Origin of the sequence: Streptomyces sp. NBC_00440, assembly GCF_036014215.1 — a bacterium.
In the GTDB taxonomy this organism is placed as follows: domain Bacteria; phylum Actinomycetota; class Actinomycetes; order Streptomycetales; family Streptomycetaceae; genus Streptomyces.
On sequence record NZ_CP107921.1, the window covers coordinates 857,031 to 870,541 of the forward strand.

The following is a 13,511-nucleotide window of genomic DNA, read 5'->3' on the forward strand; positions in this document are numbered from 1 at the left end:
AGTGACGTCTCCTGCCGCCGCCCCTCCGCACTCCCGCCGCCCCGCGTGGGCCGGGCGCAACTACACCCTGCTCACGGCGGCCGCCGTGGTGACGAGTCTGGGCAGCAACGGAGCCCTGATCGCCTCGGCGTTCGCGGTGCTGGACGCGGGTGGCGACAGCAGCGACGTGGGCCTGCTCGCGGCGGCCCGCACACTGCCGCTGGTCCTCTTCCTGCTGATCGGCGGAGCGCTGGCCGACCGGCTGCCGCGCCACCGGGTGATGGTCGCGGCCAACGGCCTGAACTGCGTGTCCCAGGCCGCCTTCGCCATCCTGGTCCTGACCGGCCACCCGCCGCTCTGGCAGATGATGGTGCTCACCGCGCTGTGCGGTACGGGCCAGGCGTTCTTCTCGCCCGCGTCCGAGGGCATGTTGCTGTCCACCGTCCGGGGAGAAGAGGCCGGCCGGGCCTTCGCGTTCTACCGGATGGCCATGCAGGGCGCGGGAATCGGCGGCGCCGCGCTGGGCGGCGCGCTGATCGCCGCCATCGGACCGGGCTGGGTGCTCGCCGTCGATGCGGCGGCCTTCGCCGTCGCCGGTTCGCTCCGGGCCTTCCTCGACGTCAGCCATATCGTTCCGCGCCCACCGGGCGGCGGGATGCTCGCCGATCTGCGGGAGGGCTGGCGCGAGGTCATCGGGCGGCCCTGGCTGTGGAGCATCATCCTGCAGTTCGCCGTGGTCAACGCCGTCATCGGCGCCGCGGAGGCGGTGTACGGGCCACTGGTCGCGCGGGATTCGCTGGGCGGCGCGGGCCCCTGGGGGCTGTCGCTCGCCGCCTTCGGCGCGGGCACGGTCGGCGGGGCACTGATCATGACGCGCTGGAAACCACGCCGGCTGCTGCTGACCGGAACGCTGTGTGTCTTCCCGCTGGCGCTGCCGTCGGCGGCGCTCGCGGTGCCCGTCCCGTTCGCCGCTCTGGTGTGCGTGATGTTCTTCAGCGGCGTACTGGTCGAGACGTTCGGCGTCTCCTGGATGACGGCGCTGCACCAGGAGATCCCCGAGGACAAGTTCTCCCGGGTCTCCGCCTACGACTGGCTCGGCTCGCTCGCGATGCTCCCGCTGGCCACGGCCCTGGCGGGCCCCGCGGAGCAGGCGTTCGGACGGACAGCCTCGCTGTGGGGGTGCGCGGGGCTGGTGGCCCTGCTGACAGCAGCGGTGCTGTGTGTGCCCGACGTACGGAATCTGACGCGCCGCACGGCTGCGGACCGGACAGCCGCTGACCTCGCGGCTTCGGGTACGGCCACGGCGGACACCGCTGCTGACGTCCTCGCCCCGGAGCGCGTCCCCGGCGCCGCGCCGTCAGCCGATACTGAAAGCTCCGTCGGGCGGCTTGGGTGAGGCGACCGCTTCCGCGTCCGTGACCGGCCGGGCGCCACCGGTGAACCGGGCCAGCGACGCACCGTGCTCGACCCGCGCGGGGAAGGCGTCCGAGGCCGTACGGCGGCTCAGCGCCGCGGTGTCCAGCTCGGTCTGCGAGGCGACGATTACCGCGTTGCCGAAGCGCCGGCCGCGCAGCACCGACGGCTCGGCGATGAGCGCGATCTCTGCGAACACCTCGGAGAATGCGGCGAGTTGGGTGCGCAGGAAGCCGAAAGGGGCGCCGTCCGCGAGGTTCGCCGCGTAGACCCCGCCGTCGCGCAGCACCCGGGCGGCCGACCGTGCGTACTCGACGGATGTGAGGTGCGCGGGCACCCGGGAGCCGCCGAAGACATCGGCGATCAGTACGTCGGCCGATGCCGCGGGTCTGCCCTCCAGCCAGGCCCGCGCATCCATGGCATGCACGGTGATCCCCGAACCGTGCGGCAGCGGCAGCTCCCCGGCGACCAGGGCGACCAGTCCCCGGTCCGCCTCCACCACGTCCTGCCGCGATCCCGGCCGGAGCGCCGCCACGTAGCGGGGCAGTGTGAGGGCGCCCCCGCCGAGGTGCACGACATCGAGCGGTTCTCCGGGGCCGGCCGCACAGTCCACGACGTGGCCGAGTCTGCGCGCGTACTCGAACTCCAGATACGCCGGATCGTCCAGGTCCACATACGACTGGGGCGCGCCATCGACGGTGAGCAGCCAGGCCCGCTCCCGGTCGACGTCGGGCAGCAGCCTCGCGGTGCCCTGGTCCACGTCCCGGATCACCGGTATCGCCTCGTTCACCGTCCCATTGTGCCCTCCGTGTCGCCGAGCTTGATCTGCCCGAGCTGCCGAGGATGCGTCCCTGCCCGCCGATAGGTTGGCGGGATGAGCAGTCAACGAAATGTGGAAGAGGCGTGGGTCTGGATCGTGCGGTGGCTTGGAGAACAGGCACCGAAGTCTGCCGAGACCCTGCGGCCGGGTGTCCCGAAGGAGCAGATCACACGGGCCGAGCAGCATCTGGGTTTCCCCATACACCCGGATCTGCGGACGCTGTGGGGGCTGACTGACGGAGTCGCCGATGACATCGATACCGGTGCGGGCGCGTTCCTCGACGGGTATGCGCTGATGCCGATCGACACCGCCTTGGAACTGCGTGATGATCTGGCCGATTCCTTCGATGGCTGGGGCCATCTGTGGCTTCCGATCACCACGAACGAGGTGAACGAACCGTGGATGGGGGCCACCATCAACTGTGACGGTGGCCGGCTCGGCGCCTGGTCCATGGAGGACGAGCCGCAGACACCGGGCGGAACGGCCCTGGCCGAGTTGCTCGGAGACGTCATCGAAGCCCTGGAGCCGGGCACTGGCCGGCTGAAGCCCCGCCCGGGGCAGGGCGGCACAGTGCCCGGCCTTGCAGACGGCGCACTGATCTGGGCCGACCCGGTCGACAAACCCGCGCTGCGCTTCCCCGGTTGGGCAGCGCTACACCCCTGACCTGCCCTCTTTCCGGCACGGCGCCCCGGTGTTCAGCCCTGCATCCGCCTCTGACAGCCCCAGGCACTCGCGTCGATCGTTGATCGTTGATCGTGTGGTGTTGTACGCCGTCTCGGCGCAGCAGGTGGCCGATACCCGTGAAAAGTTCCGGCGTCCGTTGTTGACGTGGTTGGGTGCTTGAGGTCGTCGAGAAGGATGAGGTTGTGGGTCATGTCCGAGTTCGCGTCGGCTGATGAGCGCGCATGGCGGGTGGTTGAGGCCGTGTTGGGCGGAAAGCTTCCGTCGGGTGCCCGAGTCTCCGAGGTGGCGTTGTGGGGTGTGAGGGTGGTGCTGGTGTACCGGCTCGACGAGGCGGAACACCGCCGACGAGCTGCATCGAACGCCGAGCCCCTCAATGATCTCTGGCTGCTGGACACCCTGTTGAAGCTGCCCGTTGGCAGACCGGTGCCGTTGGCCATGCTGGAGGGCAGGGACCGGCGTCGGCTGTCCAAGGGGTGGCCGGCGGGAGCGGTGGAGCAGCGGGCGGACATGGTGGAGCGGGCGGCGACACTGCCACTGTGGGTGGATCTGGCCGTGGTGCGCAGCGAAACTGCGAGCTTGGAGGCTCTGCATGTGATGCCGTTCGGCGCGTACGCGCCACAGGCCATCTGGCTGGACTGCCTCCCGGCAGGATCGGAGCAGTTGCTGGAGGAGGCGGCACACTTCAGCACGGGGGTCGTGCACTGGCAGGGTGCCGGTGAGCCGCAGGTGCTGGTTCCTGTGCAGCCGCTGGCGGACGTGGCCGGCACGGCCGCCGGGTGGCGGTTCACCGAGCATGCCTATGAGCAGGTGTCGGGCCGGGTCGGGGGGCCCGGGGAAGTCAGTCCTCTGCGACCGCCCACTGCATAAGGGCGGCAGGGGGTTCAGGGGCCCTGGCGAGCCTCCATCGGCGCACTATTTCTCCCCTGCCATCGATGGCTTTCCAGCAGCGCTTCTGCCACAGCCTTCGGCGTTGAGGACCTGCTGGAGTTCTCTGCAGTTCTTGCGCCCATGGCAGCCAGGTGGCGACGTTGTGCTCGTCTGCGGCCTGGACGTCTTCCGCGTCATCGCTGAAGCGGGCGAGGCTGAGGCCGTTGCAGGCGTCGCAGTGGCACTCGGGTGCGTCGGAGAATCCGTAGAAATGGGCGAGCCGGTCTCCATGGAAGTACTCCATGAGGGCGGGGTGCAGGACGCGGGCCCGGCGCGTTCCGGAGGGATTGGCGCCGGGCGTCCCGGCAGCTCCGGGTGGCCGGAAGGTGCGGCAGGCCGGCTGGACTCCGATGGAAACGAAGGTCGCGCCGTGAGCGAGGGCGTCGAGTCCGGAGAGGCCGGTCCGGATGAGGCCAGTGCTGTTGATGCGAGACATGAGTGCACGCAGGCGCAGTGCGGTGTCCCGGTCCGGAAGCGGCTCGTCGACAGATCCCAGCGCGATGGCTTTGAGGTGTGGCACTCGGTTGAGGGTGCGGATCAGGAAGCCGACCATGTCGTCGCTCCGCAGCCACCGTGCGTCGAGCGGGACGGTGAAGATGACGGTGTCCGGGTCGAGTTGCTTCATACGGCGGGTGGCTTCCGCCACGGCCGCAGTGTCCCCTGCTTCGAAGTACCGGGTGGGTGTGAGGACGGCGGTCGCGCCGGCGTCGAGCTGTTCGGACCCTGGGTACATCGAGGTGGCCGGCTCGGGGTAAAGACCCGGCGGTGCGAAGCGTGGCCGGGTCTGAAGGAAGGACTCGTGGGCGCCGGCCGTGTGCTGTTCGTACAGGGCCGGGTCGAGCAGGAGCGGTTCATCGGCGAGATGGCGCTGCGCGTCTTTGGTCTCCGCGAGGGCTTTGGTGCCGCACAGGATGATCCCGCCGAAGCCGGCCCCATCGTCCGCCGGCGGCTCCGCGGTGCGCGTGTGAAGCAGGACCTTGTCCCCCAGGGCCTGCCGTGCGGACCGCCTCCGCCCGGATAAGTCGCCGTTCTCGTACCCCGTCATCCGCTGCTCCCCCCGGCACGGATCGAGTTACACCTCGACGTATTACAGAGTGCAAGGGTCCGATGACTCTGACAAGAGCGCCCCCTCTGTGCAGGACCGTCATGAGCGATGGAACGGCCAGTTCTCCACCCCGGCCGCGCGTAGCCCCTCAACACACCCACCGCACTCCATTCGAAACGTGAAACCGCCTACATCCCCCACCCCGGTGATGGTGAGTACGTTCCCCACCGGGAGCAGGAACGGCGCGTCGGTGTACCGCTCGGGCATCGGCACATAGGTGTCCACCGAGTCGAGCAGCGCCTCGACCGAGGCCGTCCAGCGCGGGTCGCCCTCCAGCGCCTTCAGCCCCGACACCCGTACGACCGGGGCCGCGTCCCCGCCGTATCCATGGGCGGAGAGCAGTTCACGGACCTCCAGCTCGACCAGGTCGGTCAGGTCCTCGTCCCCCGCGTCCGCCTTGTCGAGGGCGACGACGATGTGGTCGACGCCGACCTGACGGGCCAGCAGGACGTGCTCAGCGGTCTGCGGCATGACCCCGTCGAGTGCGGAGACGACGAGGATCGCCCCGTCGAGCTGGGCGGCGCCGGTGACCATGTTCTTGACGTAGTCCGCGTGTCCCGGCGTGCCGACGTGGGCGCAGTGCCGGGTGTCGGTCTCGTACTCCACCTGCGTGATGTTGATGGTGATGCCGCGCTGCGCCTCCTCCGGCGCCCGGTCGATCCGGTCGGAGGAGACGAAGGAGGTACTGCTGTCCGCGCGGTCGCTGAGCACCTTGGTGATGGCAGCGGTCAGGGTGATCTTGCCGTGGTCGACGTGGCCCATGGTGCCGATGTTGAGGCGGGGCTCGGTACGCACGTATGCCGTCTTGGGCATGGCCTTTTTCTTCCTCGCGAAATTCGGGAAATACCGAAGTGTGGCGGGACCCCCGGATCCGGCCGACCCTCCCCCTGCGGGGTCCGCCGGACAATCCGGGAAGGGTCAGCTTCGGGCGCCGCCGAGGGGCGCTGCGGCAACGGCCGCACGGTGCACGGCCGTTGCGGCAGGTGCGGCGGAATCGGGGAGACCGGCAGCCTTCGGCGCGTCCGCGACTGCGGACGGCGCTGCGAGGAAGGCGTACCGGAACATGCCCTGATCCTCCCCCCGGCGTCGTCGGTACGTCGACCGGTTTTCCCGCTCGTCCGGGAATCCTTGACGGCCCGTGCTGAGCCGCGGAGCGCCCCGCGCCGCCGGAAGCCTGGAGCCATTACGACGATCACACCCGGGTGTCGGTTAGTCTCCCGGGATGCTGGAGCCCGCTGCCCGACCCGCCGCCGGACTGACCGTGCGCTGCGTCAGGGCACTTGCCTCGCCGTGGTCCCGGCTCTCCCTGCTCGTGGTGCTGCTGGTGGCCGCGGCGACCCTGATGCTCCTCTTCCAGCCGCAGCGGCTCCTCGCGGCGGGCTGGCCGCCACAACTCAGCGGGATCTCGGCCATCGTGCTGTTCTCCGTCGCGTACGGCGCCTGCACGGCCGCCTTCGTACCCAGGCCGCTGCTGAATCTCGCGGCGGGCGCCCTCTTCGGCAGCCAGGCCGGGCTCGGCGCGGCCGTCGCCGGGACGGTGCTGGGGGCCGGCGTGTCCTTCGGCCTCGGCCGGCTGCTCGGCCAGAGCGCGCTGCGGTCGTTGCTGCGCGGGCGCTGGCTGACGGCGGCCGACGGGCAGTTGAGCCGGCACGGCTTCCGTTCGATGCTCGCGCTGCGGCTCTTCCCCGGGGTGCCGTTCGCCGCCGCCAACTACTGCGCGGCGGTGTCGCGGATGGGGTGGCTGCCGTTCCTGGTGGCCACCGGGCTCGGGTCGGTCCCGAACACGGCGGCGTACGTGGTGGCGGGCAGCCGGGCGTCCTCGCCCACCTCCCCGGCGTTCCTGGTCTCGATGGGCTTCATCGTGGTGTCCGGGGCGGGCGCCGCGTGGATCGCCTGGCGCAAGCGGCACCGGCTGCGCGGCCACTGACCCCGTCCGGGGGCCGTGGCGGGGGCCGTTGGCCGTCCGTACGCGAGAGGGTCGCCGACCGTACACCTTCGGCGGTTACGTTCCTTGCGCATCAGCCCCTTGATCCTTTGGACGGCCCCCACCCATGTCTTGGTTCGAATCGTTCGTCCTCGGATTCGTGCAGGGGCTGACCGAGTTTCTGCCCGTGTCCTCCAGCGCCCATCTGCGGCTGGCCTCGGCCTTCGCGGGCTGGCCCGACGCGGGTGCGGCTTTCACGGCGATCACGCAGATAGGCACCGAGGCCGCGGTCATCATCTACTTCCGCAAGGACATCGCCAGGATCGTCTCGGCGTGGTTCCGCTCGCTCACCGACCGCTCGCTGCGCGCGGACCACGACGCCCGGATGGGCTGGCTCGTCATCGTCGGGACCATCCCGATCGGTGTGCTGGGGATCCTGCTCAAAGACCAGATCGACACGTCCTTCCGGGACCTGCGGGTCATCGCCTGCACCCTGATCGGGATGGGCCTGGTGCTGGGCGCGGCCGACCGGCTGGCTGCCCGCGACGAGAGCGGCGGCAGGCACAGGGCGGGCAGGGAGCGCAGGTCGCTTGAGGAGCTGACCGTCCGGGACGGGCTGGTCTACGGGCTCTGCCAGGCGCTCGCGCTGGTCCCGGGCGTCTCCCGCTCGGGCGCCACGATCAGCGGCGGTCTGCTCATGGGCTACACCCGTGAGGCGGCCGCCCGGTACTCGTTCCTGCTGGCGATCCCCGCGGTCCTCGCCTCCGGGGCCTTCGAACTCAAGGACGCGGCCGGGAGCGGCGGGACGCCGTGGGGGCCGACGCTGCTGGCGACGGTCGTGGCGTTCGCCGTGGGGTACGCGGTCATCGCGTGGTTCATGAGGTTCATCTCGTCGAGGAGCTTCATGCCGTTCGTGGTCTACCGGATCCTGCTGGGTGTCGCCCTGTTCGTCCTGGTCGGTACGGGGGTGCTCAGCCCGGACGCGGGTCCGGCCGGGGGCTGAGGGGGCGGGGAACGGGCGGCGGAGCAGGGCGTGTTAGGACCGGATCACCGCACCGCACCGTACTGAACCGGCGGGCGCCGTCACTTACCGGTTCACCCGCCGGTTCACGCACTGCCGGTTCGCTTGCTGCCGGTTCACCGACTGGTTCACTTGCCGGTTCCGGACCCCTCGTCCGGACCGAGGGGCGGCTCGTCCTCCCGTACCGGCGGTTCGTCCTCCGGTACGGGCAGGTCGGGCTCCGCCTCCGCTTCCCCGGACGGACCGGGTTCCGCCGGCCGGGACCGCTCCAGCGCCTCCAGCCCCGGCAGCGGGATCCCGAGTGTGGTCAGGTCCAGCTTCGCCGCCTCGACCTCTTCGGCGGAGAGCCCGGGTACGGCGGCCTCCACCGCCTCGGTCGCGGAGGTACCGGACTTCGCCGTGCCGGTCTCCGCTTCGGGCTCTGCCCCCGGCATCTGCGGGTAACGCTGTGCCCGCTCCAGGAACCGGAGCAGTTCCACCGGGAACGGCAGGACCAGCGTGGAGTTCTTCTCGGACGCGACCTCGGCCACCGTCTGCAGCAGGCGGAGCTGGAGGGCTGCCGGGTGTTCGGACATCACTTCGGCGGCCTGGGCCAGCTTCTTCGACGCCTGGAGCTCGGCATCGGCGTTGATGACCCGGGCACGCCGTTCACGGGCCGCCTCGGCCTGCCGTGCCATCGACCGCTTCATCGTCTCGGGCAGCGACACGTCCTTGATCTCCACCCGATCGATCTGCACACCCCAGCCGATGGCCGGACTGTCGATCATCAGCTCCAGGCCCTGGTTCAGCTTCTCGCGGTTCGACAGCAGATCGTCCAGATCGCTCTTACCGATGATCGAACGCAGCGAGGTCTGCGCCATCTGCGAGACCGCGAACCGGTAGTCCTCGACAGCGATGACCGCGTCGGCCGCGTTGACCACCTTGAAGTAGACGACCGCGTCGACCCGTACGGTCACGTTGTCCCGCGTGATGCCCTCCTGGGCCGGGACCGGCATCGTCACGATCTGCAGATTCACCTTGTGCAGCCGGTCGACGCCCGGGATCACCGTGGTGAATCCCGGCAGCCGTTCCGCCTCACGCAGCCGACCGAACCGGAAGACCACACCACGCTCGTACTGCTTGATCACGCGCGCCGCGGAGATTCCGTACACAGCGGCGCAACAGAGGATCACCACTATCGCGGTCAGAAGTACTGCCACCATTACGACCCCCTATTGCCCGAGTCGCTTACGCTTCCCACGATATGCCCCAAATGCCGTAATCGGCGATCGGCGCAGCGCCCTGGCCGCTCTCCAGCCGGCCGAGAGCGCGAAGAGCGCCGCCGTGATCAGCAGCCACCGGGTCAGGAACACTCCGCCGGGCAGCCCCGTGGCCCGCCCGTAGCGTTCCGGCGGGCCGAGGATCAGCGGGAACCAGACGAGCAGCAGCAGTCCGGACAGCGCCGCCGGCACTCTGAGCGTGTTGGTCCACCCTCCGCGGACCACGCCGGGCAGCGCCCGCAGGGCCCGGTCGGCCAGTGAGTAGAGCGGAATCAGCACCAGATCCTGCACCAGGGCCGCGCCGGCGAACCATACGACGATCCCGGACCAGTCGCCCGCCAGCAGCCGCACCCCCGCGTATCCCGCCACCGCGAAGGAGACCAGCAGCACGGTGAGCTGCAGCGGACCTGTCCCGTACCGGCGCTCGAACCGCCGCATCACAACTCCCCGAAGGTCAGCGAGGCCACCCATTTGGTGTTGAGCACGCCCGGAGCCGCCGGGACGATGATCCGTGCCGGGTAACCGTGGTCGGGCGAGAGATCGGCGCCGTTGACGCGCAGCGCCAGCAGCGATCCCGGGTCGCGCACCTGGTTGTCCCGCAGCGCGGCCACCCGGAAGGAACCGTGCCGCTGGAGGGACCGTACGAGCACCCCCGGTGGCCGGTCCCCCGCGCCGACCAGGGCGGCCAGATCCCGGAGCCGTACGCCGTGCCAGCCCTGGTTCGGTGTCGACCAGCCCTCCACGCAGGCGATGGGAAGGTGCGCGCCGTGCTGCGGCAGGCGCAGCAGCTCCTCACGCGTCAGACGCACCGATCCCCGGGGGCCCCGCACCTCCAGCCGCCAGCCGTCGCCGGTGTCCCGGGACCTGATGCCGGCCAGAGCCGCGGTCTTGTTGATCTGGAAACCGTTCGGGCCGCGCCCGGGTTCCCCGCCGCCGTGCGGGGCGAGCAGCGCGACCCGGCGCAGCGGTCCGCCGATGCTCTGGCCCGCCGTGACCGCGAACAGCAGGAGCGATCCGCCGCCGGCCAGCCCCAGGAGACCGCGCCGGGAGAGCGTCATCGCCGCTGGGCGTGGCGTGACCAGGCCGGAGTTGTCGGGGGGCTCCTGCTGCCGGACCACGGGCTCCCGCAGCGGCGCCCGCAGCCCCCTCTCACGCAGCACCCGCACCGCCATGGGGAGGCGGAGAGCCACATGCGCGGCGAAGGCGGCGGTGAACACCCAGGCGCCGTAGAAGTGCAGCCTGTAGAACGACCCGGGAAAGAGGTAGTCGAGCTGGACGTTGAGCAGGCCGGTGGCGAACTCGAAGAGCACCCCGCCGACCAGCAGGAGCAGCGAGATCCGCTCCAGTGCGTGGGCCACCGACCGGGCGGGCGGCAGCGCGAAGAGCTTCGGGACGACGGACCAGAGCTTGGCGAGCAGCACCGGGACGAGCACGACGCCGAGCGTCACATGCACGCCCTGGGTGAGCCGGTAGAGCCAGTGCGGGTGGGTGGGCCATGCGAAGAGGTAGAGGCCGAGCAGCCCCTTGTCCGGGGTCTTGTCGTTGACGGCGGCGAGATCCGGGTTGTAGGCGGCGTAGGACAGCAGGCCCGTCACGACCAGGACGGTGATCCCGGCCAGCAGGACGACGCCGAGCAGCGCCGTCAGCCATGGCCCGCGCAGCGGACTGCGCCAGAATTCGGGGGCGGCGGGCGAGAGGATCTGCGGGGCATTCGGCTTGGCGCGCATAGCACTTCCCGGACGGTTCCGGCGGTGGTCGTCCACGGCCGCGCCACGACGTTAAGCCGGTGCACCGGCCTTGCGGGGCCCGGAACCGATGACGAAACTCTGACGTCGGGCGGCCCCCGCGAGGAGATCTGACGGTTCGGTGACGGACGGCTTCGCCTCGGTGTTTCCCGCAGCCCGGCGGCCTAGCGTGGGCCTGTGACAGCCCCCGCCCCCCTCGCTGAGAAGTCCACCGAGCCCGTGTCCCCGGCGCGCCGGGGACGGCGTCCCGACGTCATCGCCGCGATCGCCGGAGCACTGCTCGTTGCTGTGGCCGCCGTCGTCGGCACCGTCATCCAGAACGCCGACGGCACCCTGCACGTGGCGTGGCCGCCGCTGCTGGCCGACTGGCTCCCGCATGCGGGTCCCGGCACTCCTGCGGCGCTCGCCGTCGCGGCCGGGGTGATCGTCCACGGTCCTGTGCTCGCCGCCCGGCTGTCCTGGCGGACGCTGACCCTGGTGGCGTACGGCACGTCGCTGGCCTGGATCTGGTCGCTGGCCCTGGTGGACGGCTGGCAGCGGGGCGTCGCGAACCGGCTCGTGAACAGGAACGAGTACCTCAGTGTCATCGACCGGTTCGCGCACATCGGTCCGACGCTGCGTACCTTCAACCAGCACATCCTGATCGGGCACCCGCACAACTGGCCCGCGCATGTGGCGGGGCATCCGCCGGGTGCCACGCTGACCTTCGTCTGGCTGGACCGGATCGGGCTGGGCGGCGGTGGCTGGGCCGGCGTCTGGTGCATCACGGTCGGCGCGTCGGCGGCGGTCGCCGTGCTGGTGGCGCTGCGCGCGCTGACCTCCGAGCGGACCGCGCGCCGGGCGGCGCCCTTCCTCGTCCTGGCACCGGCCGCGGTCTGGATCGGGACGTCGGCGGACGGCTACTTCGCGGCGGTCGCCGCCTGGGCGGTCGCCCTGCTCGCCCTGGCGGCCACCCGTACGGTCCGCGCCCCCGCACTCGTCGCGCTGGCGGCGGGACTGCTCTTCGGCTGGACCCTCTACATCTCGTACGGGCTGACCCTCTTCGCGGTGCCGGCCGTCGTGGTCCTCCTCCTCGCCCGCAACGCCCGCCCGCTGGCTCCCGCGCTGGCCGGAGTGGCTCTCGTCGCCCTCGCGTTCACGCTCGCGGGCTTCAACTGGTGGGAGGCGTACGGCCTGTTGGTGCAGCGCTACTACCAGGGCGTGGGAGGGGACCGGCCGCAGAGTTACTGGGTCTGGGGCAACCTCGCCTGCACCGTGGTCATCACCGGGCCGGCCTCGGTGGCCGGACTGCGGCGCGCGGGGGCCTCGCTCCCGGGTGCGGTCCGCCGCTGGCGCGGGGCGCGGGACGGCGCCGCCGACCGGCTCGGGATGCTCGCCCTGGCCGTTCTGCTCGCACTGCTCATCGCTGATCTGTCGGGCATGAGCAAGGCGGAGACGGAGCGCATCTGGATTCCCTTCGCGCTCTGGATGCTGCCCGCGGCGGCCCTGCTCCCGGCCGCGGACCGGCGCCGCTGGCTGACGCTGCAGGCGCTCCTCGCCCTGCTCGTCAACCACCTGCTGCTCACCACCTGGTGAACCGCAGGTGCTGAGCAACAGGTGCTGAGCAACAGGCGCTGAGCAACAGCATGTCAGCCGTCTCAGCCCGGTGACGCCCCCCGGAACGCGCCGAGGATCCGCTCGGCGGCGAGCGTCGGCGTCAAGGTGCCGCCGCGCAGCTCCTGTTCGAGCAGCGGGGCGAGCCGCTTGACGTCCGGGTGGTCGTGCAGTTCCTTGAGCAGCCCGTCGCGCACCATCGTCCAGGCCCAGTCGACCTGCTGGTCACGCCGTTTGGCGGCCAGCCGGCCGGACGCGTCCAGGACCTTGCGGTGCTGTTCGAGCCGCTCCCACACGGTGTCGAGACCGAGGGACTCCCGGGCGCTGCAGCTGAGCACCGGCGGGGTCCACGCGGCGTCGGCCGGGTGCATCAGCCGCAGCGCGCCCGCGAGTTCGCGGGCGGCCGAGCGCGCGTCGCGTTCGTGCGGGCCGTCCGCCTTGTTGACGGCGATGACGTCGGCCAGCTCCAGCACACCCTTCTTGATGCCCTGCAGCTGGTCGCCGGTGCGGGCCAGGGTGAGCAGCAGGAAGGAGTCCACCATGTCCGACACGGCGGTCTCGGACTGGCCGACCCCGACGGTCTCCACCAGGACGACGTCGTAGCCGGCCGCCTCCACCACCACCATGGCCTCCCGGGTGGCGCGGGCCACCCCACCGAGGGTGCCGGCGGTCGGTGAGGGCCTGACGAAGGCCGCCGGATCCACGGCCAGCCGCTCCATCCGGGTCTTGTCGCCCAGAATGGAGCCGCCGGTCCTGCTGGACGAGGGGTCGACGGCGAGCACCGCCACCCGGTGGCCCAGGCCCGTGAGCAGGGTGCCGAAGGCGTCGATGAAGGTGGACTTCCCGACGCCGGGCACCCCGCTGATCCCGATCCGGCGTGCTTTCCCGGCGTGCGGCAGCAGCGCGGTCAGCAACTGCTGGGCGAGGGCCCGGTGGTCCGCCCGGGAGGACTCCACCAGCGTGATGGCCCGCGCGACAGTGGCCCGTGACCCGTCGATGACGCCCTGGGCATAACGGTCCGGATCGATGTGCGGCGCCATG

The 13,511-nt window shown here is 71.0% G+C and carries 12 protein-coding genes and 1 pseudogene; 6 read left to right on the top strand and 7 right to left on the bottom strand.

The genetic code is table 11. From position 1 onward, the window contains the following. Position 1: 1 nt before the first annotated feature. Positions 2-1,375: an MFS transporter gene (locus tag OHB13_RS03875; protein WP_328375642.1), complete on the top strand. Its 1,374-nt coding sequence runs from the start codon at positions 2-4 to the stop codon at positions 1,373-1,375. Here the strand turns inward: OHB13_RS03875 and OHB13_RS03880 are convergent. Beyond that, on the bottom strand, positions 1,337-2,182 hold the full coding sequence (locus OHB13_RS03880; RefSeq protein ID WP_328375644.1) for a spermidine synthase: 846 nt from the start codon (positions 2,180-2,182) through the stop codon (positions 1,337-1,339). The genes OHB13_RS03875 and OHB13_RS03880 overlap by 39 nt on opposite strands. An 84-nt stretch (positions 2,183-2,266) precedes the next feature. Between OHB13_RS03880 and OHB13_RS03885 the strand changes: the two genes are divergently transcribed. Then, positions 2,267-2,875: an SMI1/KNR4 family protein gene (locus OHB13_RS03885; RefSeq protein ID WP_328375646.1), complete on the top strand. Its 609-nt coding sequence runs from the start codon at positions 2,267-2,269 to the stop codon at positions 2,873-2,875. Positions 2,876-3,085: 210 nt separating this feature from the next. Beyond that, positions 3,086-3,763, top strand: coding sequence for a hypothetical protein (locus OHB13_RS03890; RefSeq protein ID WP_328375648.1), 678 nt, complete (start codon positions 3,086-3,088; stop codon positions 3,761-3,763). On the opposite strand, the gene OHB13_RS03895 is transcribed toward OHB13_RS03890, so the two are convergent. Further along, a complete protein-coding gene (locus tag OHB13_RS03895; RefSeq protein ID WP_328375650.1) occupies positions 3,735-4,868 on the bottom strand; it encodes a hypothetical protein in 1,134 nt (377 codons plus the stop codon). The two genes, OHB13_RS03890 and OHB13_RS03895, sit on opposite strands and share 29 nt — an antisense overlap. A 189-nt stretch (positions 4,869-5,057) precedes the next feature. Continuing rightward, positions 5,058-5,741 (bottom strand): annotated as a pseudogene (locus OHB13_RS03900) (GTP-binding protein); the annotation flags it as partial. A gap of 409 nt (positions 5,742-6,150) precedes the next feature. Between OHB13_RS03900 and OHB13_RS03905 the strand changes: the two are divergent. Together OHB13_RS03905 and OHB13_RS03910 are read left to right on the top strand one after the other, a co-directional pair. Next, positions 6,151-6,855 (top strand): TVP38/TMEM64 family protein, encoded by a 705-nt coding sequence (locus OHB13_RS03905; protein WP_328375652.1) that lies wholly within the window; start codon positions 6,151-6,153, stop codon positions 6,853-6,855. A gap of 124 nt (positions 6,856-6,979) precedes the next feature. Beyond that, entirely contained in the window at positions 6,980-7,855 is an 876-nt protein-coding gene (locus OHB13_RS03910; RefSeq protein WP_266859288.1) for an undecaprenyl-diphosphate phosphatase, read from the top strand. Positions 7,856-8,001: 146 nt separating this feature from the next. On the opposite strand, the gene OHB13_RS03915 is transcribed toward OHB13_RS03910, so the two are convergent. Genes OHB13_RS03915 through OHB13_RS03925 form a run of 3 tightly spaced genes read right to left on the bottom strand, consistent with a single transcriptional unit; the run spans position 8,002 to position 10,859 of the window. Next, positions 8,002-9,075, bottom strand: a complete 1,074-nt coding sequence (locus tag OHB13_RS03915; RefSeq protein ID WP_328375658.1) for a slipin family protein — start codon at positions 9,073-9,075, stop codon at positions 8,002-8,004. A gap of 9 nt (positions 9,076-9,084) precedes the next feature. After that, entirely contained in the window at positions 9,085-9,570 is a 486-nt protein-coding gene (locus OHB13_RS03920) for a hypothetical protein (RefSeq protein ID WP_328375660.1), read from the bottom strand. Continuing rightward, positions 9,570-10,859, bottom strand: coding sequence for a molybdopterin-dependent oxidoreductase (locus OHB13_RS03925; RefSeq protein ID WP_328375662.1), 1,290 nt, complete (start codon positions 10,857-10,859; stop codon positions 9,570-9,572). Before OHB13_RS03925 ends, OHB13_RS03920 begins: the two co-directional genes overlap by 1 nt. A gap of 195 nt (positions 10,860-11,054) precedes the next feature. On the opposite strand from OHB13_RS03925, the gene OHB13_RS03930 reads away from it, so the two are divergent. Beyond that, on the top strand, positions 11,055-12,452 hold the full coding sequence (locus tag OHB13_RS03930; RefSeq protein WP_328375664.1) for a hypothetical protein: 1,398 nt from the start codon (positions 11,055-11,057) through the stop codon (positions 12,450-12,452). A 62-nt stretch (positions 12,453-12,514) separates the two neighbouring features. On the opposite strand, the gene meaB is transcribed toward OHB13_RS03930, so the two are convergent. Next, positions 12,515-13,510 carry a methylmalonyl Co-A mutase-associated GTPase MeaB gene (gene meaB, locus OHB13_RS03935; protein ID WP_266859281.1) on the bottom strand — a complete coding sequence of 332 codons (996 nt, stop codon included), beginning with the start codon at positions 13,508-13,510 and terminating at the stop codon, positions 12,515-12,517. Between the last annotated feature and the right edge of the window lies 1 nt (position 13,511).